Genomic DNA, 21,133 nt, shown 5'->3' with positions numbered 1-21,133 from the left:
TGCTATTTTATCCGTCCTTTATTAAATTTAGTCGTACTCTTCCTCCAAATGTCTAAACTCTGTGCCAAATACACTTTCGTAAACCAATATGGTTACCGCATCGCCCTCTTCGTATTGGCTGTATGTATTTGACCAGACCTTATACTCTTCGTATAGTCCATCATCATCTATAACTTGAAATATGTAGGTGTTGCCTCCTCTTCTACTACTATAACTGTGTTTGCTACGTAATTCTGCAGTAATTACTGTTGGCTCTCTGCAAAGCATAATAGAACCACAGTACACACTCTGCCCTGAAAGCATCAATATCACAAACAGAATTAAAAGCTGCCTTACCATATTTGTCCTGATTGGCATCGTATTTCTTCCATAAAATATATTTTTTATGATTGACATTACTAGCCAAAAAGCAAACGTAAAAACTAAAATAGCTACATTCATATAGCCCAATTCGTATATATGATAATTATTACAAGCGTAACGAGCACGCATATACAATAATACGATTCCAATTATCGGTGTAGCCAAAAAGAAATCTGGATTGAACCAAAACTTTCTTTTGCAATTGACTTTGTCCGGAAACTCGTCGTTCCAGTGAAACAACATAGCATCTTGCCAGAAAATGATTCTTGCGGCCCCCCATATAAAGGCCACCATACACACTTTCCACAATAGATTTGTAGGAACAATCTCCCCACCTTGAATAAAAAAGAAATATATCAAAGCTGCTATATTAAACAAATAGCGTGAAATCATAACATAGTATCTAGCAATCAATGAAGGTGGTTTAAAATACAGTTTTTCTCGTTTTTCCTGCTTTTCTTCCTTCTTTGAAGCACTCTTATTCACCGGTCTCTTGTTACATCTTTTTTGCAAATACTCAATTAGTTCATGTTTATTGGACGTTAAATCTGCAGTTGAGCACGACCAGCACTCTCCTTGATAATAGATTTCAAGGGCTTTCGCATTTTTTACCTTGCTATCTTTCTTTAAAGAAAAATACTCTATCAAATTAGAATCACCCTCAGCTGTTTTAGTAAATATTTGCTTAATAGTGATGTAACTTCCTTCTATGATTATCTGGTCATATAAAGCAGAAGCTGCTCCATATGTAAACAATAATATAACTCCTAAAAATATTAAAAAACCGATTATATGCCATATATTGTCAGTAATGCAGTATACACGTCTTTCTTCCGAGTACAGCTCATCTAATATGCAAATTACTGCAAAAGCATAAACTGCTAAAGTACAAAATATATAAATAAATCTATATTTCCAATTATATTTGATTTCTATTCTATCATCCGTCAAATTCATATATTCCTACAAGCAAACCTTTCTAGCAAAATCCAGCCCCTCTGCATCTTCCTGGGCAATTATAAGAGGCCTGCTGCCCTTTATATCTAGCAGATAATCTATGGTCTTCTGCTTGGTATCAGCATCCATTCCTTCAAATGGTGAATCCAGCACGATAAAATCTGCTGGTGTAAACAAGGCCTTTACCAGCTCCACCAACCTGCGCTCTGGCACGGATAGTTCTGATACTGGGATGCACTGTCTGTCAGGCTCTATAAAGCGGGTCAGCTCCTCTATGGCTCTTCCTTTGCTAGCCCATCTGTGTGCCTTTTTTACATTCCAGATGGCATCCTTCTTCAGATTTAGCTGGCCATCCTGGGAAACATATGCACTTTGCAATGTAGGATACTTATAATCTCCCATCCTACACACTTTTCCCTCATCCGGTTTCTCCATCCCCATAAAAATTTTAAGAGCTGTAGTCTTACCTGACCCTTTAGGCCCAACAAATGCATAGCATCTGCCATCTTCTATTTCCACATTAAGATTCTCCAGAACCTTGTTACCATCATATGATTTGCTAATGTTTTCTAGTATGATTGTCATTTTATTTATCCCCATTTCATTATTCTCGACCCAACTTACTAAATTTTACCACAAATCAATATCAGTAATGAATGTCTATGTGATGTATTTATCAAACTTCTGTTAGCCTTTTCTAACTCTAAGTGATATATTTGTTTTGTTCTTACTTCAAAGAAGCAAAAGAGGATTTCGACGAATTAGCCGAAATCCTGAAAAAATAACTAATTAAGCTTATCTTTATTAATTTTTCCCTCGGAAATCATTTTTGATACCCAAAGCTTGAGCGATTCCACAGTCAAATCGATTTGCTCAAGTTGCTTTTGAATTGCAAGGAAATCATCAATTTCATCATCAGAGATTATACCGTCGGCAGTGATATCAATGAAACGTTCTTTCTGATTGTTGAGAGAATTCAACGCTGACAACATACCAAGTACAATCTCAGGCAGGGATGACATCTTCACCTCAGGGACTGTTTCCTGGCCGATTTTACACTGATGAGTGCAGTAATAGTTGCATAAATCCTGGCGCTTGTATGCGTTTGCCAAATCCACAACATCTTCCGGATAGATTGCGACCTTACCAGTTTCGATTTTTTCAAGACGACTTTCTGTCATCGAACCTATCAATTCGCTAGCCTGAGCTCTTGTAAGTCCAGCCTCCTCGCGAGCCTTGAAATATACACTTTTGTCTTCTCTAATTGATTTTCTTCCCATCAGTATTATCCTCCTAATAAAATCATTATATCTATTTTGCCAAAAAAGAAAAATAGCATATATTCATTTGCTGAAAAAGTGATATATTAGTAGGAAATACAAATGTAAAATTTAAGTAAGAAATCAAACAAACCACTTATTTATAGAAAGGGAAGGTACTTAATATGAACGGAAAAAGATTATACAAAAGCAACAATAAAAAGATTTGTGGCGTTTGCGCCGGAATCGCAGAATACTTTGATGTAGATCCAACAATTGTAAGATTGATTTGGGCAGCAGTTACACTTGCTGGAGGAAGCGGAATTATCATCTACATCGTTGCAGCTCTTGTAATGGATGATAATCCAGTAGACGTTGTATAGTGAAGGAGGCATTGTTATGTCAGTAATATTTGGAATTTTATTTTTTATGATTTTTGGAAAGATGATAGGCTTGGCTTTCAGAGCAACATGGGGCATTTTTAAAATTATGCTTTATATCGTCTTCTTACCATTGTTTTTGTTAGCACTTGTATTTGGCGGATTGATGTATTTGGCTTTGCCAATACTAATCGCAGTAGGTGTGATTTCACTGATTGCAGGTGCAGTTGATTAACTACAAAATCTTTATTGAACTAAAAAAGCATCTTATTTGACATACGTCAATAAGATGCTTTTTGAACAATATCTTACTTCTACTAAACTTACACTTACCTAACTTTTCTAAAATAATCAATCAGTTTCAAATAGATTAAGCCTACTACGATTAAAAAGATTAACAATACCAAAATCCACCAGGCGCACCCCATAAATGGCAGGCTTGATGAGAAGCCCCAGGCGCCTGCCTCGCTTCCCCAGTTAAGGAAGAAATAAGGATAATTAAAACTCCATTCTCATTAATTGTGCGCTATTATATTTTATATAAGTATAATAATTGGTGCCCCATTATATTTCTACAATATGACGGATATTTTATATATTTTTAAGAATTACTATCTGCAATCACTTTTTGCTCACAGATAGTAGTCATTTCCTGATTTCTTACTCTCTGGAATCTCTTTTTCTTCCCAGATAGTAAGTTTTCTCCACTTTCTTACTATCTAGATTTGCTTTTTCGTTTCAGATAGTAAGTTTTGCCTACTTTCTTACTATCTTAAATCTAATTTTTCTCCCAGATAGTAAGCCCGGCCGTTTTTCCTACTGCCTAATATCAAAATCTCTTCCCAGGCAGTAGGCTCAGCCAATTCCACTACTGCCTAAATTCAAAAATCTTTTCTCAGGCAGTAGCCACAATCAATTCCACTACTGCCTAATATCAAAAATCTTCTCCCAGGCAGTAGGCTCAGCCAATTCCACTACTGCCTAAATTCAAAAATCTTCTCTCAGGCAGTAGTCCCAATCAATTCCACTACTGCCTAAAGTCAAAAATCTTCTCTCAGGCAGTAGCCACGATCAATTCCACTACTGCCTAAATTCAAAAGTCCTCTCTCAGGCAGTAGCCACAGCCAATTCCACTACTGCCTAATATCAAAAGTCCTCTCTCAGGCAGTAGTCCCGGCCCGCACAGCCCGGCATCCACCCCAAAACAAGCCCTCCGCGAGACCAAAACAAGCCCGGCCCCACAAAAAGAGCCAGCGCAAAAGCACTGGCTCTACAATTCCAATCTCAATCCTAAATAATTCTACCTTACAGCCTTCATATCTCCTCTATCCAGCAGCCTGACAAATATCTCCGCCAGAGCTGGGTCGAACTGGGTACCGGCGCATCTAAGGATTTCAGCTCGAACTGTTTCATCGTCCAGACGCTTTCTGTACACACGGTCAGATGTCATGGCGTCATAGCAGTCCGCCAGACAAATTATTCTTGCTACAAGTGGAATCTCCGTCTCCTTCAGGCCATCAGGATAGCCTTTGCCGTCGAATCTTTCATGATGATATCTGATTCCATCCTTCAAATCCTGTATTGTTGAATCCATACCATCCATAATTGCCGATCCAATTTCTACATGCTTCTTTATGATTTCATATTCCTCATCGTTTAGCCTCTCAGTTTTGTTAAGGACGCTATCAGGAACACCAATTTTTCCAATATCGTGCATGTTGCCAATGTATTTAATGCGCTCAATATCTTCCTCGGTAAAGTCATAATCAGCAGCCATTTCCCTGGCCAGGATAGATGCATAATATCCCACCCTTTCTGAATGACCACCTGTGTATTCATCCTTTGCATCAATTGTACCAGCAATAGTCTTTATGGTATTTACGGTAGCTCTTTCACTCTCCGCTTCACGTAACTTTGTCTCTGCAGTCCAATCCACAAGAATCTGAACCACGGTTGTAATCATCAAACATACCAAACCAATGCATGCAAATAATCCAAAGGCATGATTTTCAGTAGTATAGAATGCAATTATCTCCATTCCACATGTAGCAAGCATCAAATCCATGCCCACTGCTACTACCCGATATTCTTTTATCCTGCCTATTCGGACATCGTTGACTAGTGTGCACACACTCATCAAAAGGCTCAATACCATTATCAAGTGGGCTACTGGTAAACTTCTGAAAAGCTCTACCAATCCTGCGAAATGCAAGGTGAAGTTTAAGGCTATTACAATCGTGCCCACTAACTCCGCTATAAAATAAAATTTGTGATAATACTTATGCTGAACTTCATCAAAATACATGCAGGCCAGCACTCCCACTAGCTCCATCGAAGAATAAGAAAAATACTGAATCATGGTTGTCTTCGCAAAAATCAGCTGGCGTATCATTGATTCCGAAAACATCCAAATCGAGATGTCTATCATAAGCAAGCTCAGATAAAACACCAATCTATGATTCAAATTAGACTTTGAAAAAATAAGTGAAAGTGCAAGAAGTATTATTCCCAGTGATAAAATCATTTCGGCTGCAAGATTTACCGGGATATTCTGATAGATTACATTGAACCAGACGTTATTTCCATCGCCTAGTTTTATTTCATTTATGATGCCATAAACCTTTGCACGGATTTTGATTGTGATTTCCTTTGATGCATCTTCCGAAGATAGTTTGGTAACCACATATGCACTAGGAATATAGTAGGACATAAATGGAATGGATTCTGTGGAATACTCTGACCTAAGCTTGCCATCTATGTAAACATAAACATCCTCGATGTTTGCGCGAAACATAAGGCTGCTGTTGTCCTGCAAATTATCTGGCAATGTATTTGTTATTACAAAAACTTCTTCTCCATCAAAATCCGTTAAAAATGGCAATTGTATGATTCCCCGGGTACCATCTTCCATTTCTAAAATCCAATCCTGATTGAAATCCTGGACTGCAAAAGAGCCCACTGGTGCCTCGTGTGCCACATCCGTGGAAAAAATAGCTACAACATCCATAAAAATAGACATTGCAATGATGGAATAAACACACCATTCCACTAGATTTTCAATCAAGGATTTTTTATGATCCATACAATACCTTCCCGCAACTATCCATTCTTCTTGGTAAACTTAATCAAGTATCCTATTGCTTTCTTTCCCTTGTGGAGCCTTGATAGTTCCAAATAATAATCCTCACCCTGCACAGTAAATTCCTTACCCGCCATACTATCGTCAGCACCTGATTCAACATACCTCATCAAATCCTGTCTAAGAAATGTGTTGAACCTGCCGCCATTTCCTGGAATCCTTTCTTCCTTCTCCCACTGGCTGAGCTCTGGAAAAAGATTAACAGCATTGTCGTTGCAATCCATATATAAAAGCTTGTTAGACAGAACAATTAGCCCTGTCTCTTTCAGCTCGCTCTCAAGAATCTCCGGGTTGGTTTCAATTGCATAGTTTGCGATTTTTACCACCGGAATCAAAATTCCGAAGATGCCAATGGTATAGATAAATGGCATCAATTCCACCTTCATATGAATCAGTCGTTCAACTGCATACGCGCTAAACATCAGGAAATATAAAAAGATTAAAATGTCCACATCTCTTGCGCTGACAACATTCTTTTTTCTGCTGTATTTAAATGATATTGCAATGGAAATTATGAAATAAAAGGCCATAGAAATCAGGTACAGTGTATGAGCAAAACCATAGGTTTTAATCAAGTATCCACCTGAAGGTCCATAATGGAATTCCACAGTCTTATAGAAAATATCAAGCTGGCCTGCCGTACAGGCAGATAAAAATAGAACTATCTGAATCAAATACAAAACGATTTTTGTCTTTGTATATAAATGAATTTTGCAGATATCGCAGATATTAAAAAAGAAAAGCATTGGCGAAAACATACCTATAGTGTAGGTCAATTCATTGCCAAGCAGTGCCTCATTCAAAGATGTGGAGCTGGCCAGGGCATAGTAACCTCCGTCACCTATAACAGTAACAAAGGCTACAAGAATTGCGTTTGTACCAAGCTTTCTCTCATTAGATATTATCCATACTAATATGGCTAGCGAACAGATAAAACAAACCAGATAATACATACCCATCCCTCTTATCTATTCTCCCTATTAATCATTATGCCATATAATGTAAGATATTTTAACCAGTTTCTTGAAAATACTTAAAAAATACAAGTAAACGTGATGATGCCATCGCGCCAGTTTACTTTGATATCACCGTGATAACGCTCCATAAGTCCTTGCGCTATAGACAGACCAACACCATATCCTTCCTTGTCGATATTATGGGCTTCATCACCTCTGTAAAATCTATCAAAGAATCGGTGGTAATCTATTCCTGCTCCAGATTCATAGCTGTTTGAAACACGTAAGTAGATGTGCTTATGCTTTTTATCTCTGCCAAGTCCTACTGTGACTTTTCCCTTTGGATCACAGTATTTTATGGCGTTGTCGATAAGCAATGTTGAAATCTGACGGATATCCCCTTCATGGGCTAATATCTTTACATCAGACGCTATGCTAAGCTCCATTGTCTTTTCATCGGAAATAGCTACCGCCTCAAATGATTTTGCAGTGTCAGTAACGATGGCAGAAAAATCTGTCTCTACTCTATCTTCTTTGCTATCCTTTTCACTTGCCCTAGTTACCAAAACCAGGTTTTGGATAAGACCCGTCAATCGGTCTACCTGACGCATAGTAGACTGAGTCCATTCGTTTTCAACCCCCATGATCTCAAGCATTTCTGTGTTTGCCTTGATAACCGCAAGTGGTGTTTTCAGCTCGTGGCTGGCATTTGTAATAAATGACTTTTGCAGTTCTGCATTCTTAATCTCAGGCTGGATAAGCTTGCCTGCCCAGGATTTAATAACAAAGGCCGAAATAACCATACCAAATCCAATCAGGATACAAGCCAGTAATACAAGTCGACGATTGATAGCAACCTGTGTGCTACAGTCTAATACTACAACTATTGTTCCACCAACATCCCTTGGTGCCACCATATAATAATAGTCATCATAGCTTCCAAACTTGAACCAGCGCTTCATTACTGTGTTGGCATAGGTCACTGCCTGATCCGCTTCTACTGCTGCAGTGTGGGATGTAATTACCTTTTCAACATCTCCGTCTTCAGTGTAGGTGACCGCAAAATATCTGGTTGAATAATAGAATTCATCAGAAATGTAATTACTCTCAACACCGAAAAGCTTTTCAAGCTGATAAACCAAATCATTATTGTTATCAATGGTTGTATTATTGCCTCCAGCCTCGTCTGATTCGATGCTTTCATATTGCATAGGCAAAACACCATCATTTTCAACAATGTACTGAATGTTATCTTTTATTTGTCCACGTGTCATCAAGGAATTGATAACATAGATACACCCTGCTATAAAGCTCATTACAATAAAGAATGAAACCATTGCAGTAATTATGAACTTATTCTTTAATGCTCGAATTGATTTTTCACTCATTCACTACCACCTGGAACGAACCGCCCTTTTCGCCTTTAATAGTTACTCCGGAATTAATGTACTCCAGCTTGCCCTGCAAGAAATTTACATAGAGCCAAACTGTATCTTCCTCAACATCTGTTTCATCATTCCAAACATGCTCAATTAGATAGTTTGTATCTACTGGATGTTCCTGATTTAAAAGAAGCGTCTGCATCAAAGAGAATTCCTTTAATGAAAGTCGTACTGTGTTTGCGCAGATAAGCTCAAGGCTTTCAGACTTAAGTGTAATATCTCCAAACGAAAGCTCCTTAGCTGCATACTGGCTACCACGTCTTGTCATGGCCTTTACTCTAGCCATCAGCTCCTTCATTGCAAATGGCTTTGTCAGATAATCATCAGCCCCTGCATCCAATCCTTCTACTCTGTCATCCACCTCTGCCTTTGCTGTAAGCATCAGCACTGGTGTAACGATGTTTCTTCTTCTGATTTCCTTTAATACTTCAAGTCCATTCATCTTTGGCATCATTATATCTAGGATAATGCCGTCATAACCATTGCTGAGAGCAAGCTCCAAAGCCTGCGCTCCATCAACGGCACTGTCTACATCAAATCCCTGCATTTCAAGCATGGATGTAATAACCTTATTCAAATCAAGTGTATCTTCAGCAAGTAATATTTTCATAAATTTCCTCTCTTATTCGTCAATGCTTTCTGAGCGAATCAGGTCCCTTATTGTCTGCATGGACATATCAGTGGATGCCAATTCATCAGCACATCTTTTCAATTCTGCACTAATAAGTGCATCACTTTTAGATACCTTTTTCTTGTAGCGCATATGATGCTCTAACGCAGCCCAGGTATCCATAGAAATAGTTCTGATTTGTATCTCTACAAAATACTTATTATCGTATTTCAAAATCATGTGCAAGCTTCTGTAGCCGTTTGGTTTGGCTTGCTTGATGTAATCCTTTTCCTCGATTACTTCCACCTTCTCTATTTTTCTAAGGTGGTCACGAACAGAATAGACATCGCTGATAAACGCACATACAACTCTGATTCCAATAGCATCATGAATCTGTTCAAGTGCGGATTCTGTGGTTTCAGGAAGATTCTGTCTTCTGCATTTTTCACGCATGCTATCCTCTTCCTTGATACGAGCCAAACAATGCTCCACTGGATCACTGCCAAATTCTTTTATCATATTTTCCCTCAGCTCATTAATAGAACTAAGGATTATATTCATAACATTTTCCATCTCACTGCGATGGTTACCATATATACTTTCTGCCAAAACTTTCTCCTATTTTTAAATTTGAGTCCTCAACAAATTTAGTTTCAATGATAATTATTCCACATAAAAAGAGTTTACCAAAAAAACATGGTAAACTCTCTTAAATTTTTCTAAAATTTATCTGAACTTTACTCGATGACTGCGTCAATCAATACAAAATATTTTCCCTCGCCCTTGGTATATGTGGCAAAAGTACCAACTACTGTGATTGCCTCACCATCGTCCGGATATTCTTCATCCTCAGGCAGAAGGTATTCAATTCCCTCTGTACAACAGCCCAAAGCGTCATAAACGATACAAGAATGTGTGCCGCCGTGTGTGGTGTTGCTATCCCCATCCATTCTCACAAGCTGTCCTTTGTAGTTGGAAGGATTGGCAAGCATATCTGCCACATAAGAGTAAACCATGGTAGATGACATAGTGGTTAAATCCACATCCACATCTCCTACATCAGAGCTCTTTCCACATCCTGCAAAGCTGATAATTATGGTTAATACTAATAATAAACTAAGATATTTCTTCATAAGCCATAGTTTAACACACATTTTTTAAAAATCTATTACTGAATCGGCCACTCCCATAGTGGATTTTCTGTGAGAAATTAACACTACTGTTTTGTCCTTAGCCTCTTCCTTTAGAGATTTAAGGATGATTCCTTCATTTAAAGAATCAAGTGAGCTGGTAGGCTCATCCAAAAGAAGCATATTTCCTCCATGAAGGAATGCGCGGGCTATGCCGATTCTTTGCTTCTCTCCTCCCGAAAGTGTAGAACCAAGCTCTCCCACCTTTGTGTCGTAGCCTTCTGGGAGACTCATTATAAACTCATGTATGCTGGCCTTCTTTGCCGCATCCATAATTTCTTCGATGGTCGCATCCGGCTTTGCCACTGCAATATTTTTTGCAATGGTATCCTGACTAATCCAGGTTTCCTGTGTGACAAAGGATTGATTTTTTCTAAGGGATGCTGTATTTACATCACCGATTTCAGTAGGGCCTTCAGTCTTGTCGTAATAGTAAATCTGCCCCTTGTCTGGCTTCCAAAATCCCATTAAAAGCCTTAGCAATGTGGATTTGCCACAGCCGCTTGGTCCGTGAATTCCAAGAATTTTGCCCTTAGGAATATCGATTGTTCTGTTCTTGATAACCTCAACATCCTCATAGGCAAATGAAACATTGTTTACTGTAGCAATATTTCCCCTTGAATTGGCCACCATTTCCAAATCCACGCCATCTGTCTCTTCCTCTACAATTGGATTTTCATCCAAAAGTGCAAGCACTCTCTCACCACTGGCGAGGGTCTGATTGAGATTATTGGATAATGATGCAAGGGCTACAACTGGTCCAAAGGAACTCATCATGCCAACAACAGCCACCATCACCTGCTCGAAGGAAACGCGGCCCTTGTTGTAGGCAACCACCATTACTACCAAAATGATTAATGAAAATGCCTGGATAGACAGATTTGTAAGTAGCTTCTGATTCTTTTCATAGTCCACCAAATCCGATTTGATTTCCGCCAGATTATCTGACTTTGCATTTAATCTATTTAATTGCTTATGGCCATTTCTGAACTGAATCGTATCATCGATACCATATAAAGCTCCCAAGATAAAGCTGTTCATCTTGCCAAATTTATTTCTAAACTTAAGACCCGCCTCAGCAGAGCTTATCTCGTTAGAAACAGGAATCATACCACCTACAGTAAGATATGCGATTGCCGCAATAATGCCTGCCACAGGATACTGCATCCACAAAAATCCCAACATAAACAGGGACACTATTATCGCAATTGCGATAGGTGAAATTGTGTGAGCAAAAAACACCTCTAAAAGCTCTATATCTGTTGTAATCATTGTGATCAGATTACCCTTTTCCTTTGTTTCCAATTTGGCTGGGCAAAGCACACGAAGCTTCTCGAAAACCTTGTGTCTGATGATAGCAAGGATTCTAAATGCAATGTAGTGATTGCAATACTGCTCTCCATAATGAAGCAGACCTCTAAGTATTGCCACAGCCACAATCAGCTGGAAAAACTTAGGCAAGGTACGAACCAGAACAGGGTTAGATATACTGTTGACTACCATTACTATTCCTTCTGCACCAAGCACCGTAACGAAAATGGCACACAAATGTCCCAGACTTCCCAGCAAAATACCAAGAATCATAATAAATATCAGCGGTTTTACCAGGCCTATTAAGCGTGCCATGATTTTTAATCCAGATGTTTCTTTCTTCATTACATGGCACCTCCTGCATAGTTTTCCAAAGCATGCTGCTTCTTGTAAAGAGTAGCGTAAGCTCCATTCTTTTTAATCAGCTGGCTATGGGTTCCGGCTTCTACAATACTTCCACTATCAAGCATAAATATCTGGTCCGACTTCACCACATTTGCAAGTCGATGTGATATAAGGATAACCGTCTTTCCAAGCTCTTTCGAAAGCTTGCGGATGATACTCATTATGATTTCTTCTGATTCCATATCTATATTGCTGGTAGACTCATCAAAAATATAGATTGGCGAGTTTTTAAGCAAGGCTCTTGCTATACATAGGCGTTGCTTTTGACCACCAGAAATATTAGCTCCACCCTCTGCAAGCTCAAACTCCAATCCCCCTAAAGGTGCAAGCTCATCCCATAAATTCAGAAGCTTTAAAATATTTACAAGCTTTGTATCATTTGCTTTTGGCTTGCCCAGGTGAAGATTCTCTCGAACTGTTCCATGGAAAATATAGCTATTCAATGAAACCGCTGTCATTGCAGACATAAGTGATGCTTCTGAAATATTTTTAAGCTCTTTGCCTGCAACAGTGATTGAGCCCTTGTAGTTTCTATTTTGCTGTCTAAGAAGACTGGCGATTGTGGATTTGCCCGAGCCAGACACACCTACAATTGAAACGAGCTGCCCTGCTTTAATATCCATTGAGATATCTTTTAATGTCTCCTCTTTGTCGTACGCGAAAGACACGCCAGTAAATCGAATATCGTAAGGTCCCTCTGATATTAAATACTTCCCTGCCTCAGGCTCTGGTAAATCTAAGAACTCGAATATCTTGTCTGCCGCCTTCATTCCATTCATACCAATATGGAAGTATGAGCCAAGAAGTCTCATTGGAAGGAAAAACTCTGCCGACAAAAGCAAAAACATAATAGCGCTAACGAGAGTCATATTTCCATCTAGGAACTCTTTGATTGTGGTGATGATTCCCACTGCCGCTCCAGCGTAGGCAACAATATCCATGACGATGGTGCTGTTGAGCTGCATAGAAAGCACCTTCATAGTGATTTTTCTAAAGCGCTCTGATTCTACATCCATCTCCTCCGCAGCCTGTCCGTCAGACTCATAAATCTTCAGAGTGGTAAGTCCATGAAGCTTTTCAAGAAATGTATCTCCCAGGCCATAGTATACTTTGAAGTATTTGTCCAAAAGCTTTCTGGCAACCTTCATAACTATCATGATAACAATTGGAATAAGTGGAACTGCGACAAGTAGAACAACTGCCGCTCTCAAATTGTATTGAAATAGAATTCCAAATAATGTGAGGGGAGCAAGTAACGCATATACGAATTGGCTGATATACTTTCCAAAGTATATCTCCAGCTGCTCAACGCCCTCTCCCATCATCTGGGTAATCTGCGCAGAGGATACCTTGCTACGATAGCTGCTTCCAAGGCGAAGTAGCTTGCTGTAGATTTCCTCACGCATCATTTTTTTAACATCTACACTGGCTTCAAAAGAAGCTTCAGTATAGAGTCTATCAAAAACTAATCTAGAAAAAACGCAAAACAAGGCAACTGCAAGATAAATCACCAGATGCTTTGTGTCTAATTTGCCGGCGTATGTGCCGCCAATTATTCTGGCAAAGCAACCTACTATAATTATCTGAGCAACAAGACCAAGCCACTGCCATAGAATAGACATGAACACGTGGCGTGTGCCTTGCTTCATCATTTTTAGTAATCTTGTTTTAATCATATTCTTCCCTCAAAACTATTTTTTAAGGAGTGCATATGCTCTAAGTATTTCGCCTACAGACCAAGCCTGCGCAAAACATCCCTTTGGCTGATATGGCTTTTCACTGTTAAAGTTTTCTGAGTAATTGCCAATACATTCTGTTACAAGATGCTTTTCTACTGGCTCAAACATAGCCTTTGCTTCTTCGATAGCCTGTGCGCTATGTCCGCCAACCTTAAGATATGCCTCAATAAACGCACCAAGCATGAAGCCCCAGGCTGTGCCTTCCTCCAAAGATTTAAGACCAACGCCAACATAAAGATTGTCTTTTACGACCTTTACTACAGACTTTTCCTTTTCTGGATCAAGCATTGTAAATGGAAGGCTAATAGCAAAAAGCTGATCAGGACAAAGAGCTGTATCCTTTTCTTCCTCACTGATTGAGTTGTAAAGGTATCCGCCCTCTTCATACCAGAAATCTGTGTTGAATGCTTCCTTAACCCAGATAGCAAGCTGACTGCAACCACCTGCGTATGCCAAATAGTTTTCTGGCTTGTTGTGAGTTCTTCTAGCAATGCCTCGTGAGATTTCCTCCATTGTCATAAGAGCGTTGTACCAAAGAGCATTAATATCAACAGGCTTGCACTTGCCTACCTGCATCAAAGCATCATCATCCATCTTGATTGAGTATGATGTGCCCTTTCTGTATGCTCCCATGATTTCCTGAAGATAAGGATATATTTCATCCTCAACAAACTTCCATGCCTCATCGTTATCAACGTATTTCAGATAATTATATACTGCATAGAAATACCAAAGTGACGCATCCGCTGTATTGTTTGAAGGTGTGCCTCCCTCCTCTGGGAATTCATTTGGAAGCAAACCATTTTTGATATATTTTGCAAATGTAAGAAGAATGGATTTGGCATCATCAAATTGACCTGTCTCAAGGCAAATGCCTGTGAACGCCACCATAGCATCTCTACCACGGTCTGTGAGCCATGGATAGCCTGCAATAATACTCTTTTTATTAGAAGACTTTCTCTTTACGATGAACTGATTTGCAGCCACAGTAAGAACCTGAGCTAGCTCGTCGTCCTCATCAAATCCAGCAGTTTCAATAAGCGCCTGGACTCTATTCTTCTCTTTTTCTGCCTCTACAAAAGCAGTGTCTCTATCAATTTCTTCAAAATCCGGCCAGTTCACCTTCTTACGACCAGTGCTGGATTTCACATCTACTGAACAAACAAATGAAGCCTTCGAAACTCCACCTGCAGCAACTTCCATAACAAAATCGTATGGCTTAATATGGCAATCCAAACCATCCTTGCCATCATCCAATTCATGCTGAAGCTCCATGTTTTCATCGTAAACATTGTTACGCTTTACCATCTCACAGCCTGCAGAAATAAGAGAAATTCTCACATCTGAATTGCTAACTGGGCTATAGTAAAAGCCAACATTGCCATTATTCTCGTTACGAATCTCCTGGAAAACTTCCTCTGGCAACTCAAATCTCAAATCATCGATAGTCATATGAGCTGAGTGCTTTCTATAATTCATAAGAGGTGTGATAACTACACCTGCTGCTGGACCATTATTCTCCAACGTATATGCGATAGTACACTGATTCTTTTCATGAACCAAAGTAATTGTCTTTGTGAGGCGCATACCACCCGCCTCATAAATAAAGGTAACATTGCCATCATACTTAAACTGGCTCAAGTGCATATTACCCTGATTAAACTCGCTAGTATAAGGGCCCTTATGCTGAGCTGTAGTCAAATCATAAATCCTGCTACCACACACAAGACGCTCATTTGTCTTTGAAAACACAAGCACTCTATCCACCGGTGCCTGCAAGCTAGCAATCAAATAGCCCTGATGAATTCTCGAGTGTGCACCGATAATGCTACTGCTTCCATATCCACCAAGGCCATTTGTCAAAAGCCATTCTCTATTTAAATTATTCTTATAATTATTAAGCTTATCTAAAACAAATTCAAAATTCATTTATTATTCTCCATCGTACACGCAAAAGTTTACATCTACATTATACACAAAAATCCCCCCATTTCTTCATTAAATTTGCAAAAAACTATTGTAATTGACAAAAATAAAAGGACCAGGCATGGGCGTGCCTAGTCCTTACAAAAAGGGAGAAATAATACGAATATATTAGACTAAATCAAAGAAGCTACACACTTCTCGACTTCTTTCATGTCAGCTGTTGGCTCGAAACGGGCAACTACATTACCCTGACGGTCAACGATGAACTTTGTAAAGTTCCATTTGATTTCAGGATTGTTCTTGTAATCCTTGTCAATCTTCTTGAGCATTGCGCTCATAGCAAGTGCCTTTGCACCTCTACCAAATCCTTCAAAGCCCTTCTGAGACTTAAGATACTTGAAAAGCTCGATAGCTGTCTCACCATTTACATCAGCCTTCTTCATCTGAGGGAACTGTGTGTTGTAGTGAAGCTGGCAGAACTCGTGAATTTCCTCGTCGTTGCCAGGTGTCTGACCTGCAAACTGGTTGCAAGGAACGTCTACGATTTCGAAGCCCTTAGCGTGGTACTGCTCATAGATGCTTTCGATGTCCTTGTACTGTGGTGTGAAGCCGCATCCTGTAGCTGTGTTGACAATCATGACAACCTTTCCCTGATAATCGCTCATAGCCTGCTGCTCGCCATTTGTTTTTTCAACTGTAAGATCATAAAATCCCATTACTTTTCCTCCTTAACAAAAAAACATGTTCATATTTCTTTTTAATTTAATTGTGTGCAATTGATTATGATTGAATTGTACGCAATTAAATTTTATTTGTCAACACTTTTTTTCAAATTTTATTTTTTTCCTTGTTCTGATAAAATAAAAATAACATTTATATATGGAGGAAATATTAATTTGAACCTAAAGAATATTAAAAAGATATTTACTAAAACTGCCTTGTCTCTAGCCTTGGCATTGACTATTAGTTTTACAGTGCCAGTGGCATCACTTCAGGCTGAGGCCGCTAATTATTCTGTTACACCTATTTCTGCAGTGCTTTTGTCCTGCAATGGTACTGAAGTATTTGCTGATGCAGATACCACCACTTTCGTAAAAACTCTCGCAGTTAATACACCTGTGCAGGTTACAGGCCAGACATCAAATGGCTTTTGGCAGGTTAGCCTTGATGGCGGAATTTACTATATTTCTCAGCAGGCTCTTTCTGCTGCAGCAAATACTACTGCTGTTCGCTTTACTTCTTATGATGTAAATGCAGCCCTTGTTGCTAATGCAGCTTCAGGCAAAATTATTTATAGCCAGGGAGCAAATGACAAGCTTGAGCCAGCCAGCACCACAAAGATTATGACTGCTCTTCTTGTAATAGAAGCAATCGAAGCTGGACAGCTTACTTTAGCTACACCTGTTTTGACTTCTTCAACTGCAGTTGCTTCTCTTCCATCAGACGCAAGCCATGTGGAGCCAAGACTTCAAGCAGGAGAAATCCTTACAGTAGATCAGCTTCTTACAGCAATGATGGTTAGCTCTGATTGTCAGGCCTGCAATATTCTTGCAGAGGCAGTTGCTGGTTCAGTATCAAACTTTGTAGCACTTATGAATGCTAGAGCCACTCAGCTTGGCTGTGTAAATACAAACTTTACTAATCCATCTGGCTATCCAGATAAAAATATGTACACAAACGCTTACTCACTTTATTTGATTACAGCCAACGCATACGCTCATCCACTATTCAAGCAGTATTATGGTATGGCAAGCGCTGTGCTTCCAGCCACAAACATGTGCGCCACTCCTAGAGCACTTGTAAACACTGATGCTCTTGTAATTCCAGGTTCTGCTTACTACAACCCATACGTGGTAGGTGGCAAAACAGGAACAGCAGGCAGAGCTGGCCAGTGTCTTGTGACTGTTGCTTCAAGAGAAGGCAAGACAATTATCACTGTTGTACTCGGTGGAAAGAACCGTGCAATGTACGATGGAACCGTAAAATCATCACGTTATTATGAAACTAATCGTTTAATTGAACTTGGATTCGCAAATTACTGGTAAAAAAGCCTTAAATTATACAGAATTTACATAGTTTTTTCACATCAGTGTCCGATAATCATTATAGAGAGATTTTTGGAAGGGAGTGTGATTTACAAATGAAACCAATTAGAAAGCTCTTACGAAAATATGTTGTAGTAATGCTCCTAGTTGCAATGGTTTGTCCTTCTATCACTGTAGATGCAAAACAACCTGTTAAAGAGTCATCTACCCAGAAAGTAATTGTGATTGATCCTGGCTGTCAGATGAATGCCAACAATCGAAAGGAACCAATTGGGCCTGGAGCTTTCAAAACAACTGCACGTGCCACAGCTGGTGTGGATGGGGCCGAAACAGGAATTCACGAATATGAGCTGAATCTGCAGATTGCCTTGAAGACATCTTCTCTTCTTAGCAAGCAGGGCTACACCGTACTCCTTACCAGAAATGAAAACGATGTAAATCTTAGCAGTGGCGACCGTGCAATGATTGCAAACACTGCAAATGCCGATGCATTTATAGTAATTCAGACTGGGGAAAACAATGGAGTTTCTGTTGTATGTCAGTCAGAAGATAATCCATACAACTATGGAAATTATAATGATGCTAGACTATTATCAGATGCAATCCTAGGCTCTGTTGTCCAGGAAGCTGATTGTGATAACGCAGGCGTCACCGAAGACGATGATATGCCTATCATCAACTGGTGTGCATCTCCTACCGCCATCGTAGAAGTTGGTAACCTCACAGACGCCGACGAGGAAGCTAAGCTTGTGGATGACGAATACCAATTGAAGCTTGCCCAAGGCATCGCCAATGGCGTAGATAGCTACTTCACACAGAAATGAACATAACGAGAGCCAGCATGTTACGGCTACAAGCCTACTGATTTCTCCGCTCGACAACACGTCTCGCTTGAGAAATAGTAGAGCTTGATGCCTACAGGCTGGCTCATTTTAGTTTATACGTGTCGGCTACCTCGCCCACACGGTTTATTCTGTAAATAGTGGTGTTGAGTAGTATCTATCACCAGAATCAGGAAGTAAAGCTACAATTGTCTTGCCTTTGTTTTCTGGCTTCTTTGCGAGCTCGATTGCTCCGTGGAGAGCTGCTCCTGAAGAAATACCAACTGAGATTCCTTCCTTCTTTGCAAGAAGCTTTGCTGCTGCAAATGCATCTGCACTATCTGCTACGAAAATCTCATCGTAAATCTCTGTATTTAATACATCTGGAACAAATCCTGCGCCGATACCCTGAATCTTATGTGCACCTGCACGTCCCTCTGAAAGAACAGGTGAATCCTTTGGCTCAAGTGCAACAATCTTAACCTCTGGCTTCTGTGACTTAAGGTACTCACCTACACCTGTGACTGTTCCACCAGTACCTACACCAGCGATGAAGATATCAACATTTCCATCTGTGTCTTCCCAGATTTCTGGACCTGTAGTTGTTCTGTGAGCTGTTGCGTTTGCTGGATTTACAAACTGTCCAGGGATAAAGCTTCCCTCGATTTCTGCTGCAAGCTCCTCAGCCTTTGCGATAGCCCCCTTCATACCCTTTGAGCCTTCTGTAAGAACGATTTCAGCGCCATATGCCTTAAGGATGTTTCTACGCTCAACTGACATTGTCTCTGGCATTGTAAGAATTGCACGGTATCCCTTTGATGCTGCGATTGCTGCAAGACCGATACCTGTGTTTCCTGAAGTTGGCTCGATGATTACTGAACCTTCCTTGAGGAGACCTCTCTCCTCTGCATCCTCGATCATAGCCTTTGCTACTCTATCCTTTACTGATCCAGCTGGATTGAAATACTCAAGCTTTACAAGAACTGTAGCCTCAAGGCCAAGCTCCTTTTCAATATTAACCACCTCAACAAGTGGAGTCTTTCCAATTAACTCAATAGCTCCCTTATAAATCTTAGACATTTCAAGTCTCCTCCTAGTTTTTTTATATTATACCGCATTTGCGTTTTTTTCTGCATTAAAAACTTCTTCAATCTTCTCTGCATCAATTGCATCAAAGCCCTTCTGTAAATCCTCAATGATGTCATCAATGTGCTCTGTACCAATTGAAAGTCTGATTGTAGACTGTGTAATTCCCTGATCTAAAAGCTCTTCCTCTGTAAGCTGAGAATGAGTTGTTGTCGCTGGGTGAATAACCAGGCTCTTTACATCTGCTACATTTGCAAGGATTGAGAAGATTTCAAGGCTATCAATAAACTTGTAAGCTTCTTTCTTGCCACCCTTGATTTCGAATGTGAAAATGCTTCCGCCATCCTTTGGGAAGTATTTCTTGTAAAGCTCATGGTCTGGATGATCCTCAAGTGATGGATGATTTACATGAGCTACCTTTGGATGATTCTTCAAGAACTCAACAACCTTCTTTGTATTTTCTGCATGTCTGTCGAGACGTAGAGGCAATGTCTCAATTCCCTGCAAAAGGAGGAATGCATTAAATGGTGAGATTGTTGCCCCTGTGTCTCTAAGAAGAATAGCTCTGATGTATGTTACAAATGCTGCAGGACCGGCAACCTCAGCAAATGATACACCATGATAGCTAGGATTTGCTTCTGCGATGTTAGGGTACTTTCCGCTTGCCTTCCAATCATACTTGCCAGCTTCTACGATAACACCACCAAGTGTTGTTCCGTGTCCACCGAAGAATTTTGTTGCTGAATGAACAACGATGTCTGCGCCGTGCTCAATTGGTCTTACCCAATAAGCTGCTCCAAATGTGTTGTCAACAACAAGTGGAAGTCCTGCCTCGTGTGCAATCTTTGCAATTGCATCGATATCTGGAATATCGCTGTTAGGATTTCCAAGAGTCTCTAAGTAGATTGCTCTTGTGTTATCCTGAATTGCGTTTTTAACCTCATCCAAGTTGTGGGCATCTACGAATGTTGCTGTGATTCCATACTGTGTAAGAGTATGAGCAAGAAGATTGTAGCTTCCGCCGTAGATAGTCTTCTGTGCTACGATGTGTCCGCCGTTTGCAGCAAGTGCTTGGATTGTGTATGTAATAGCTGCTGCACCAGATGCAACTGCAAGTGCTGCGCTTCCACCTTCAAGTGCTGCAACTCTCTCCTCTAAAACACCCTGAGTAGAATTTGTAAGACGACCATAAATGTTACCTGCATCAGCAAGACCAAATCTATCTGCTGCATGCTGTGAATCTCTGAATACGTAGCTAGTAGTCTGGTAAATAGGTACTGCTCTTGCATCAGATGCTGGATCCGGGTTTTCCTGGCCCACATGAAGTGCTAATGTTTCAAATCTATAATTGCTCATAATTCTTCCTCCTTTTTTTGCCTATCTGTTTGATATGTTTTTGTGTTGAAATGATAATACATTTAATTACCTACCTAGTCAATAGGTTTTACAATAAGCAAAAACTATAGCTGGCTATAAATCGAATTTATAACCAGCCAAAGTCACA

Annotated in this window: 19 protein-coding genes; 4 read left to right on the top strand and 15 right to left on the bottom strand. The window is 39.8% G+C overall.

Annotation, left to right across the window (positions count from 1 at the left end; translation table 11 throughout):
• Positions 1-27 precede the first annotated feature (27 nt).
• From BO15_RS0107990 to BO15_RS0107980, 3 genes are all read right to left on the bottom strand, one after another.
• Positions 28-1,320, bottom strand: coding sequence for a hypothetical protein (locus BO15_RS0107990; RefSeq protein WP_033153851.1), 1,293 nt, complete (start codon positions 1,318-1,320; stop codon positions 28-30).
• A gap of 6 nt (positions 1,321-1,326) precedes the next feature.
• Positions 1,327-1,905: an ATP-binding cassette domain-containing protein gene (locus BO15_RS0107985; RefSeq protein ID WP_033153850.1), complete on the bottom strand. Its 579-nt coding sequence runs from the start codon at positions 1,903-1,905 to the stop codon at positions 1,327-1,329.
• Positions 1,906-2,105: 200 nt separating this feature from the next.
• Positions 2,106-2,600: a helix-turn-helix domain-containing protein gene (locus BO15_RS0107980; protein ID WP_033153849.1), complete on the bottom strand. Its 495-nt coding sequence runs from the start codon at positions 2,598-2,600 to the stop codon at positions 2,106-2,108.
• Between the two features lie 164 nt (positions 2,601-2,764).
• Here BO15_RS0107980 and BO15_RS0107975 point away from each other — a divergent pair, with 164 nt between their 5' ends.
• Complete coding sequence (locus tag BO15_RS0107975; RefSeq protein ID WP_033153848.1) at positions 2,765-2,962, top strand: PspC domain-containing protein; 198 nt, start codon at positions 2,765-2,767, stop codon at positions 2,960-2,962.
• Between the two features lie 16 nt (positions 2,963-2,978).
• Entirely contained in the window at positions 2,979-3,194 is a 216-nt protein-coding gene (locus BO15_RS0107970) for a hypothetical protein (RefSeq protein WP_033153847.1), read from the top strand.
• Positions 3,195-4,259: 1,065 nt separating this feature from the next.
• Here the strand turns inward: BO15_RS0107970 and BO15_RS13230 are convergent.
• From BO15_RS13230 to BO15_RS0107920, 10 genes are all read right to left on the bottom strand, one after another.
• Positions 4,260-6,041: an HD-GYP domain-containing protein gene (locus BO15_RS13230; protein ID WP_052169848.1), complete on the bottom strand. Its 1,782-nt coding sequence runs from the start codon at positions 6,039-6,041 to the stop codon at positions 4,260-4,262.
• Between the two features lie 17 nt (positions 6,042-6,058).
• Positions 6,059-7,051 carry a histidine kinase N-terminal 7TM domain-containing protein gene (locus BO15_RS0107960; RefSeq protein ID WP_033153846.1) on the bottom strand — a complete coding sequence of 331 codons (993 nt, stop codon included), beginning with the start codon at positions 7,049-7,051 and terminating at the stop codon, positions 6,059-6,061.
• A gap of 80 nt (positions 7,052-7,131) precedes the next feature.
• The gene (locus BO15_RS0107955; protein WP_052169847.1) at positions 7,132-8,442 is read right to left on the bottom strand and encodes a sensor histidine kinase; all 1,311 of its coding nucleotides are present in this window, start codon (positions 8,440-8,442) and stop codon (positions 7,132-7,134) included.
• The gene (locus tag BO15_RS0107950) at positions 8,435-9,106 is read right to left on the bottom strand and encodes a response regulator transcription factor (protein ID WP_033153845.1); all 672 of its coding nucleotides are present in this window, start codon (positions 9,104-9,106) and stop codon (positions 8,435-8,437) included. The genes BO15_RS0107955 and BO15_RS0107950 overlap by 8 nt, the downstream gene beginning before the upstream one ends.
• Before the next feature lie 12 nt (positions 9,107-9,118).
• Positions 9,119-9,715: a GTP pyrophosphokinase gene (locus tag BO15_RS0107945; RefSeq protein ID WP_033153844.1), complete on the bottom strand. Its 597-nt coding sequence runs from the start codon at positions 9,713-9,715 to the stop codon at positions 9,119-9,121.
• 128 nt (positions 9,716-9,843) lie between these two features.
• Positions 9,844-10,239, bottom strand: a complete 396-nt coding sequence (locus BO15_RS0107940; RefSeq protein WP_167541221.1) for a hypothetical protein — start codon at positions 10,237-10,239, stop codon at positions 9,844-9,846.
• Between the two features lie 24 nt (positions 10,240-10,263).
• Positions 10,264-11,952, bottom strand: a complete 1,689-nt coding sequence (locus tag BO15_RS0107935; protein ID WP_033153842.1) for an amino acid ABC transporter ATP-binding/permease protein — start codon at positions 11,950-11,952, stop codon at positions 10,264-10,266.
• Positions 11,952-13,688 carry an ABC transporter ATP-binding protein/permease gene (locus tag BO15_RS0107930; RefSeq protein ID WP_033153841.1) on the bottom strand — a complete coding sequence of 579 codons (1,737 nt, stop codon included), beginning with the start codon at positions 13,686-13,688 and terminating at the stop codon, positions 11,952-11,954. Before BO15_RS0107930 ends, BO15_RS0107935 begins: the two co-directional genes overlap by 1 nt.
• A 15-nt stretch (positions 13,689-13,703) precedes the next feature.
• Positions 13,704-15,680, bottom strand: a complete 1,977-nt coding sequence (locus BO15_RS0107925; protein ID WP_033153840.1) for an amylo-alpha-1,6-glucosidase — start codon at positions 15,678-15,680, stop codon at positions 13,704-13,706.
• Positions 15,681-15,850: 170 nt separating this feature from the next.
• Positions 15,851-16,393: a glutathione peroxidase gene (locus BO15_RS0107920; RefSeq protein WP_033153839.1), complete on the bottom strand. Its 543-nt coding sequence runs from the start codon at positions 16,391-16,393 to the stop codon at positions 15,851-15,853.
• 180 nt (positions 16,394-16,573) lie between these two features.
• Between BO15_RS0107920 and BO15_RS13225 the strand changes: the two genes are divergently transcribed.
• On the top strand, positions 16,574-17,722 hold the full coding sequence (locus BO15_RS13225; protein ID WP_052169846.1) for a D-alanyl-D-alanine carboxypeptidase family protein: 1,149 nt from the start codon (positions 16,574-16,576) through the stop codon (positions 17,720-17,722).
• Positions 17,723-17,817: 95 nt separating this feature from the next.
• A complete protein-coding gene (locus tag BO15_RS0107910) occupies positions 17,818-18,546 on the top strand; it encodes an N-acetylmuramoyl-L-alanine amidase family protein (RefSeq protein WP_052169845.1) in 729 nt (242 codons plus the stop codon).
• A 144-nt stretch (positions 18,547-18,690) separates the two neighbouring features.
• Here the strand turns inward: BO15_RS0107910 and cysK are convergent, their stop codons facing one another.
• Positions 18,691-19,623, bottom strand: coding sequence for a cysteine synthase A (cysK, locus tag BO15_RS0107905; protein WP_033153838.1), 933 nt, complete (start codon positions 19,621-19,623; stop codon positions 18,691-18,693).
• A 27-nt stretch (positions 19,624-19,650) separates the two neighbouring features.
• Entirely contained in the window at positions 19,651-20,985 is a 1,335-nt protein-coding gene (locus tag BO15_RS0107900) for an O-acetylhomoserine aminocarboxypropyltransferase/cysteine synthase family protein (protein ID WP_052169844.1), read from the bottom strand.
• Between the last annotated feature and the right edge of the window lie 148 nt (positions 20,986-21,133).

This window comes from Pseudobutyrivibrio ruminis HUN009 (assembly GCF_000703005.1).
GTDB classification, from domain to species: domain Bacteria; phylum Bacillota; class Clostridia; order Lachnospirales; family Lachnospiraceae; genus Pseudobutyrivibrio; species Pseudobutyrivibrio ruminis_A.
The sequence above is the reverse complement of the archived record's forward strand: the minus strand, read 5'-3'. Positions and strand labels throughout refer to the sequence as shown.

Coding starts and splice junctions, on each gene's coding strand:
- BO15_RS0107990 (WP_033153851.1), bottom strand. CDS start 1,320: ATGAATTTGACGGATGATAGAATAGAAATCAAATATAATTGGAAATAT.
- BO15_RS0107985 (WP_033153850.1), bottom strand. CDS start 1,905: ATGACAATCATACTAGAAAACATTAGCAAATCATATGATGGTAACAAG.
- BO15_RS0107980 (WP_033153849.1), bottom strand. CDS start 2,600: ATGGGAAGAAAATCAATTAGAGAAGACAAAAGTGTATATTTCAAGGCT.
- BO15_RS0107975 (WP_033153848.1), top strand. CDS start 2,765: ATGAACGGAAAAAGATTATACAAAAGCAACAATAAAAAGATTTGTGGC.
- BO15_RS0107970 (WP_033153847.1), top strand. CDS start 2,979: ATGTCAGTAATATTTGGAATTTTATTTTTTATGATTTTTGGAAAGATG.
- BO15_RS13230 (WP_052169848.1), bottom strand. CDS start 6,041: ATGGATCATAAAAAATCCTTGATTGAAAATCTAGTGGAATGGTGTGTT.
- BO15_RS0107960 (WP_033153846.1), bottom strand. CDS start 7,051: ATGTATTATCTGGTTTGTTTTATCTGTTCGCTAGCCATATTAGTATGG.
- BO15_RS0107955 (WP_052169847.1), bottom strand. CDS start 8,442: ATGAGTGAAAAATCAATTCGAGCATTAAAGAATAAGTTCATAATTACT.
- BO15_RS0107950 (WP_033153845.1), bottom strand. CDS start 9,106: ATGAAAATATTACTTGCTGAAGATACACTTGATTTGAATAAGGTTATT.
- BO15_RS0107940 (WP_167541221.1), bottom strand. CDS start 10,239: ATGAAGAAATATCTTAGTTTATTATTAGTATTAACCATAATTATCAGC.
- BO15_RS0107935 (WP_033153842.1), bottom strand. CDS start 11,952: ATGAAGAAAGAAACATCTGGATTAAAAATCATGGCACGCTTAATAGGC.
- BO15_RS0107930 (WP_033153841.1), bottom strand. CDS start 13,688: ATGATTAAAACAAGATTACTAAAAATGATGAAGCAAGGCACACGCCAC.
- BO15_RS0107925 (WP_033153840.1), bottom strand. CDS start 15,680: ATGAATTTTGAATTTGTTTTAGATAAGCTTAATAATTATAAGAATAAT.
- BO15_RS0107920 (WP_033153839.1), bottom strand. CDS start 16,393: ATGGGATTTTATGATCTTACAGTTGAAAAAACAAATGGCGAGCAGCAG.
- BO15_RS0107910 (WP_052169845.1), top strand. CDS start 17,818: ATGAAACCAATTAGAAAGCTCTTACGAAAATATGTTGTAGTAATGCTC.
- cysK (WP_033153838.1), bottom strand. CDS start 19,623: ATGTCTAAGATTTATAAGGGAGCTATTGAGTTAATTGGAAAGACTCCA.
- BO15_RS0107900 (WP_052169844.1), bottom strand. CDS start 20,985: ATGAGCAATTATAGATTTGAAACATTAGCACTTCATGTGGGCCAGGAA.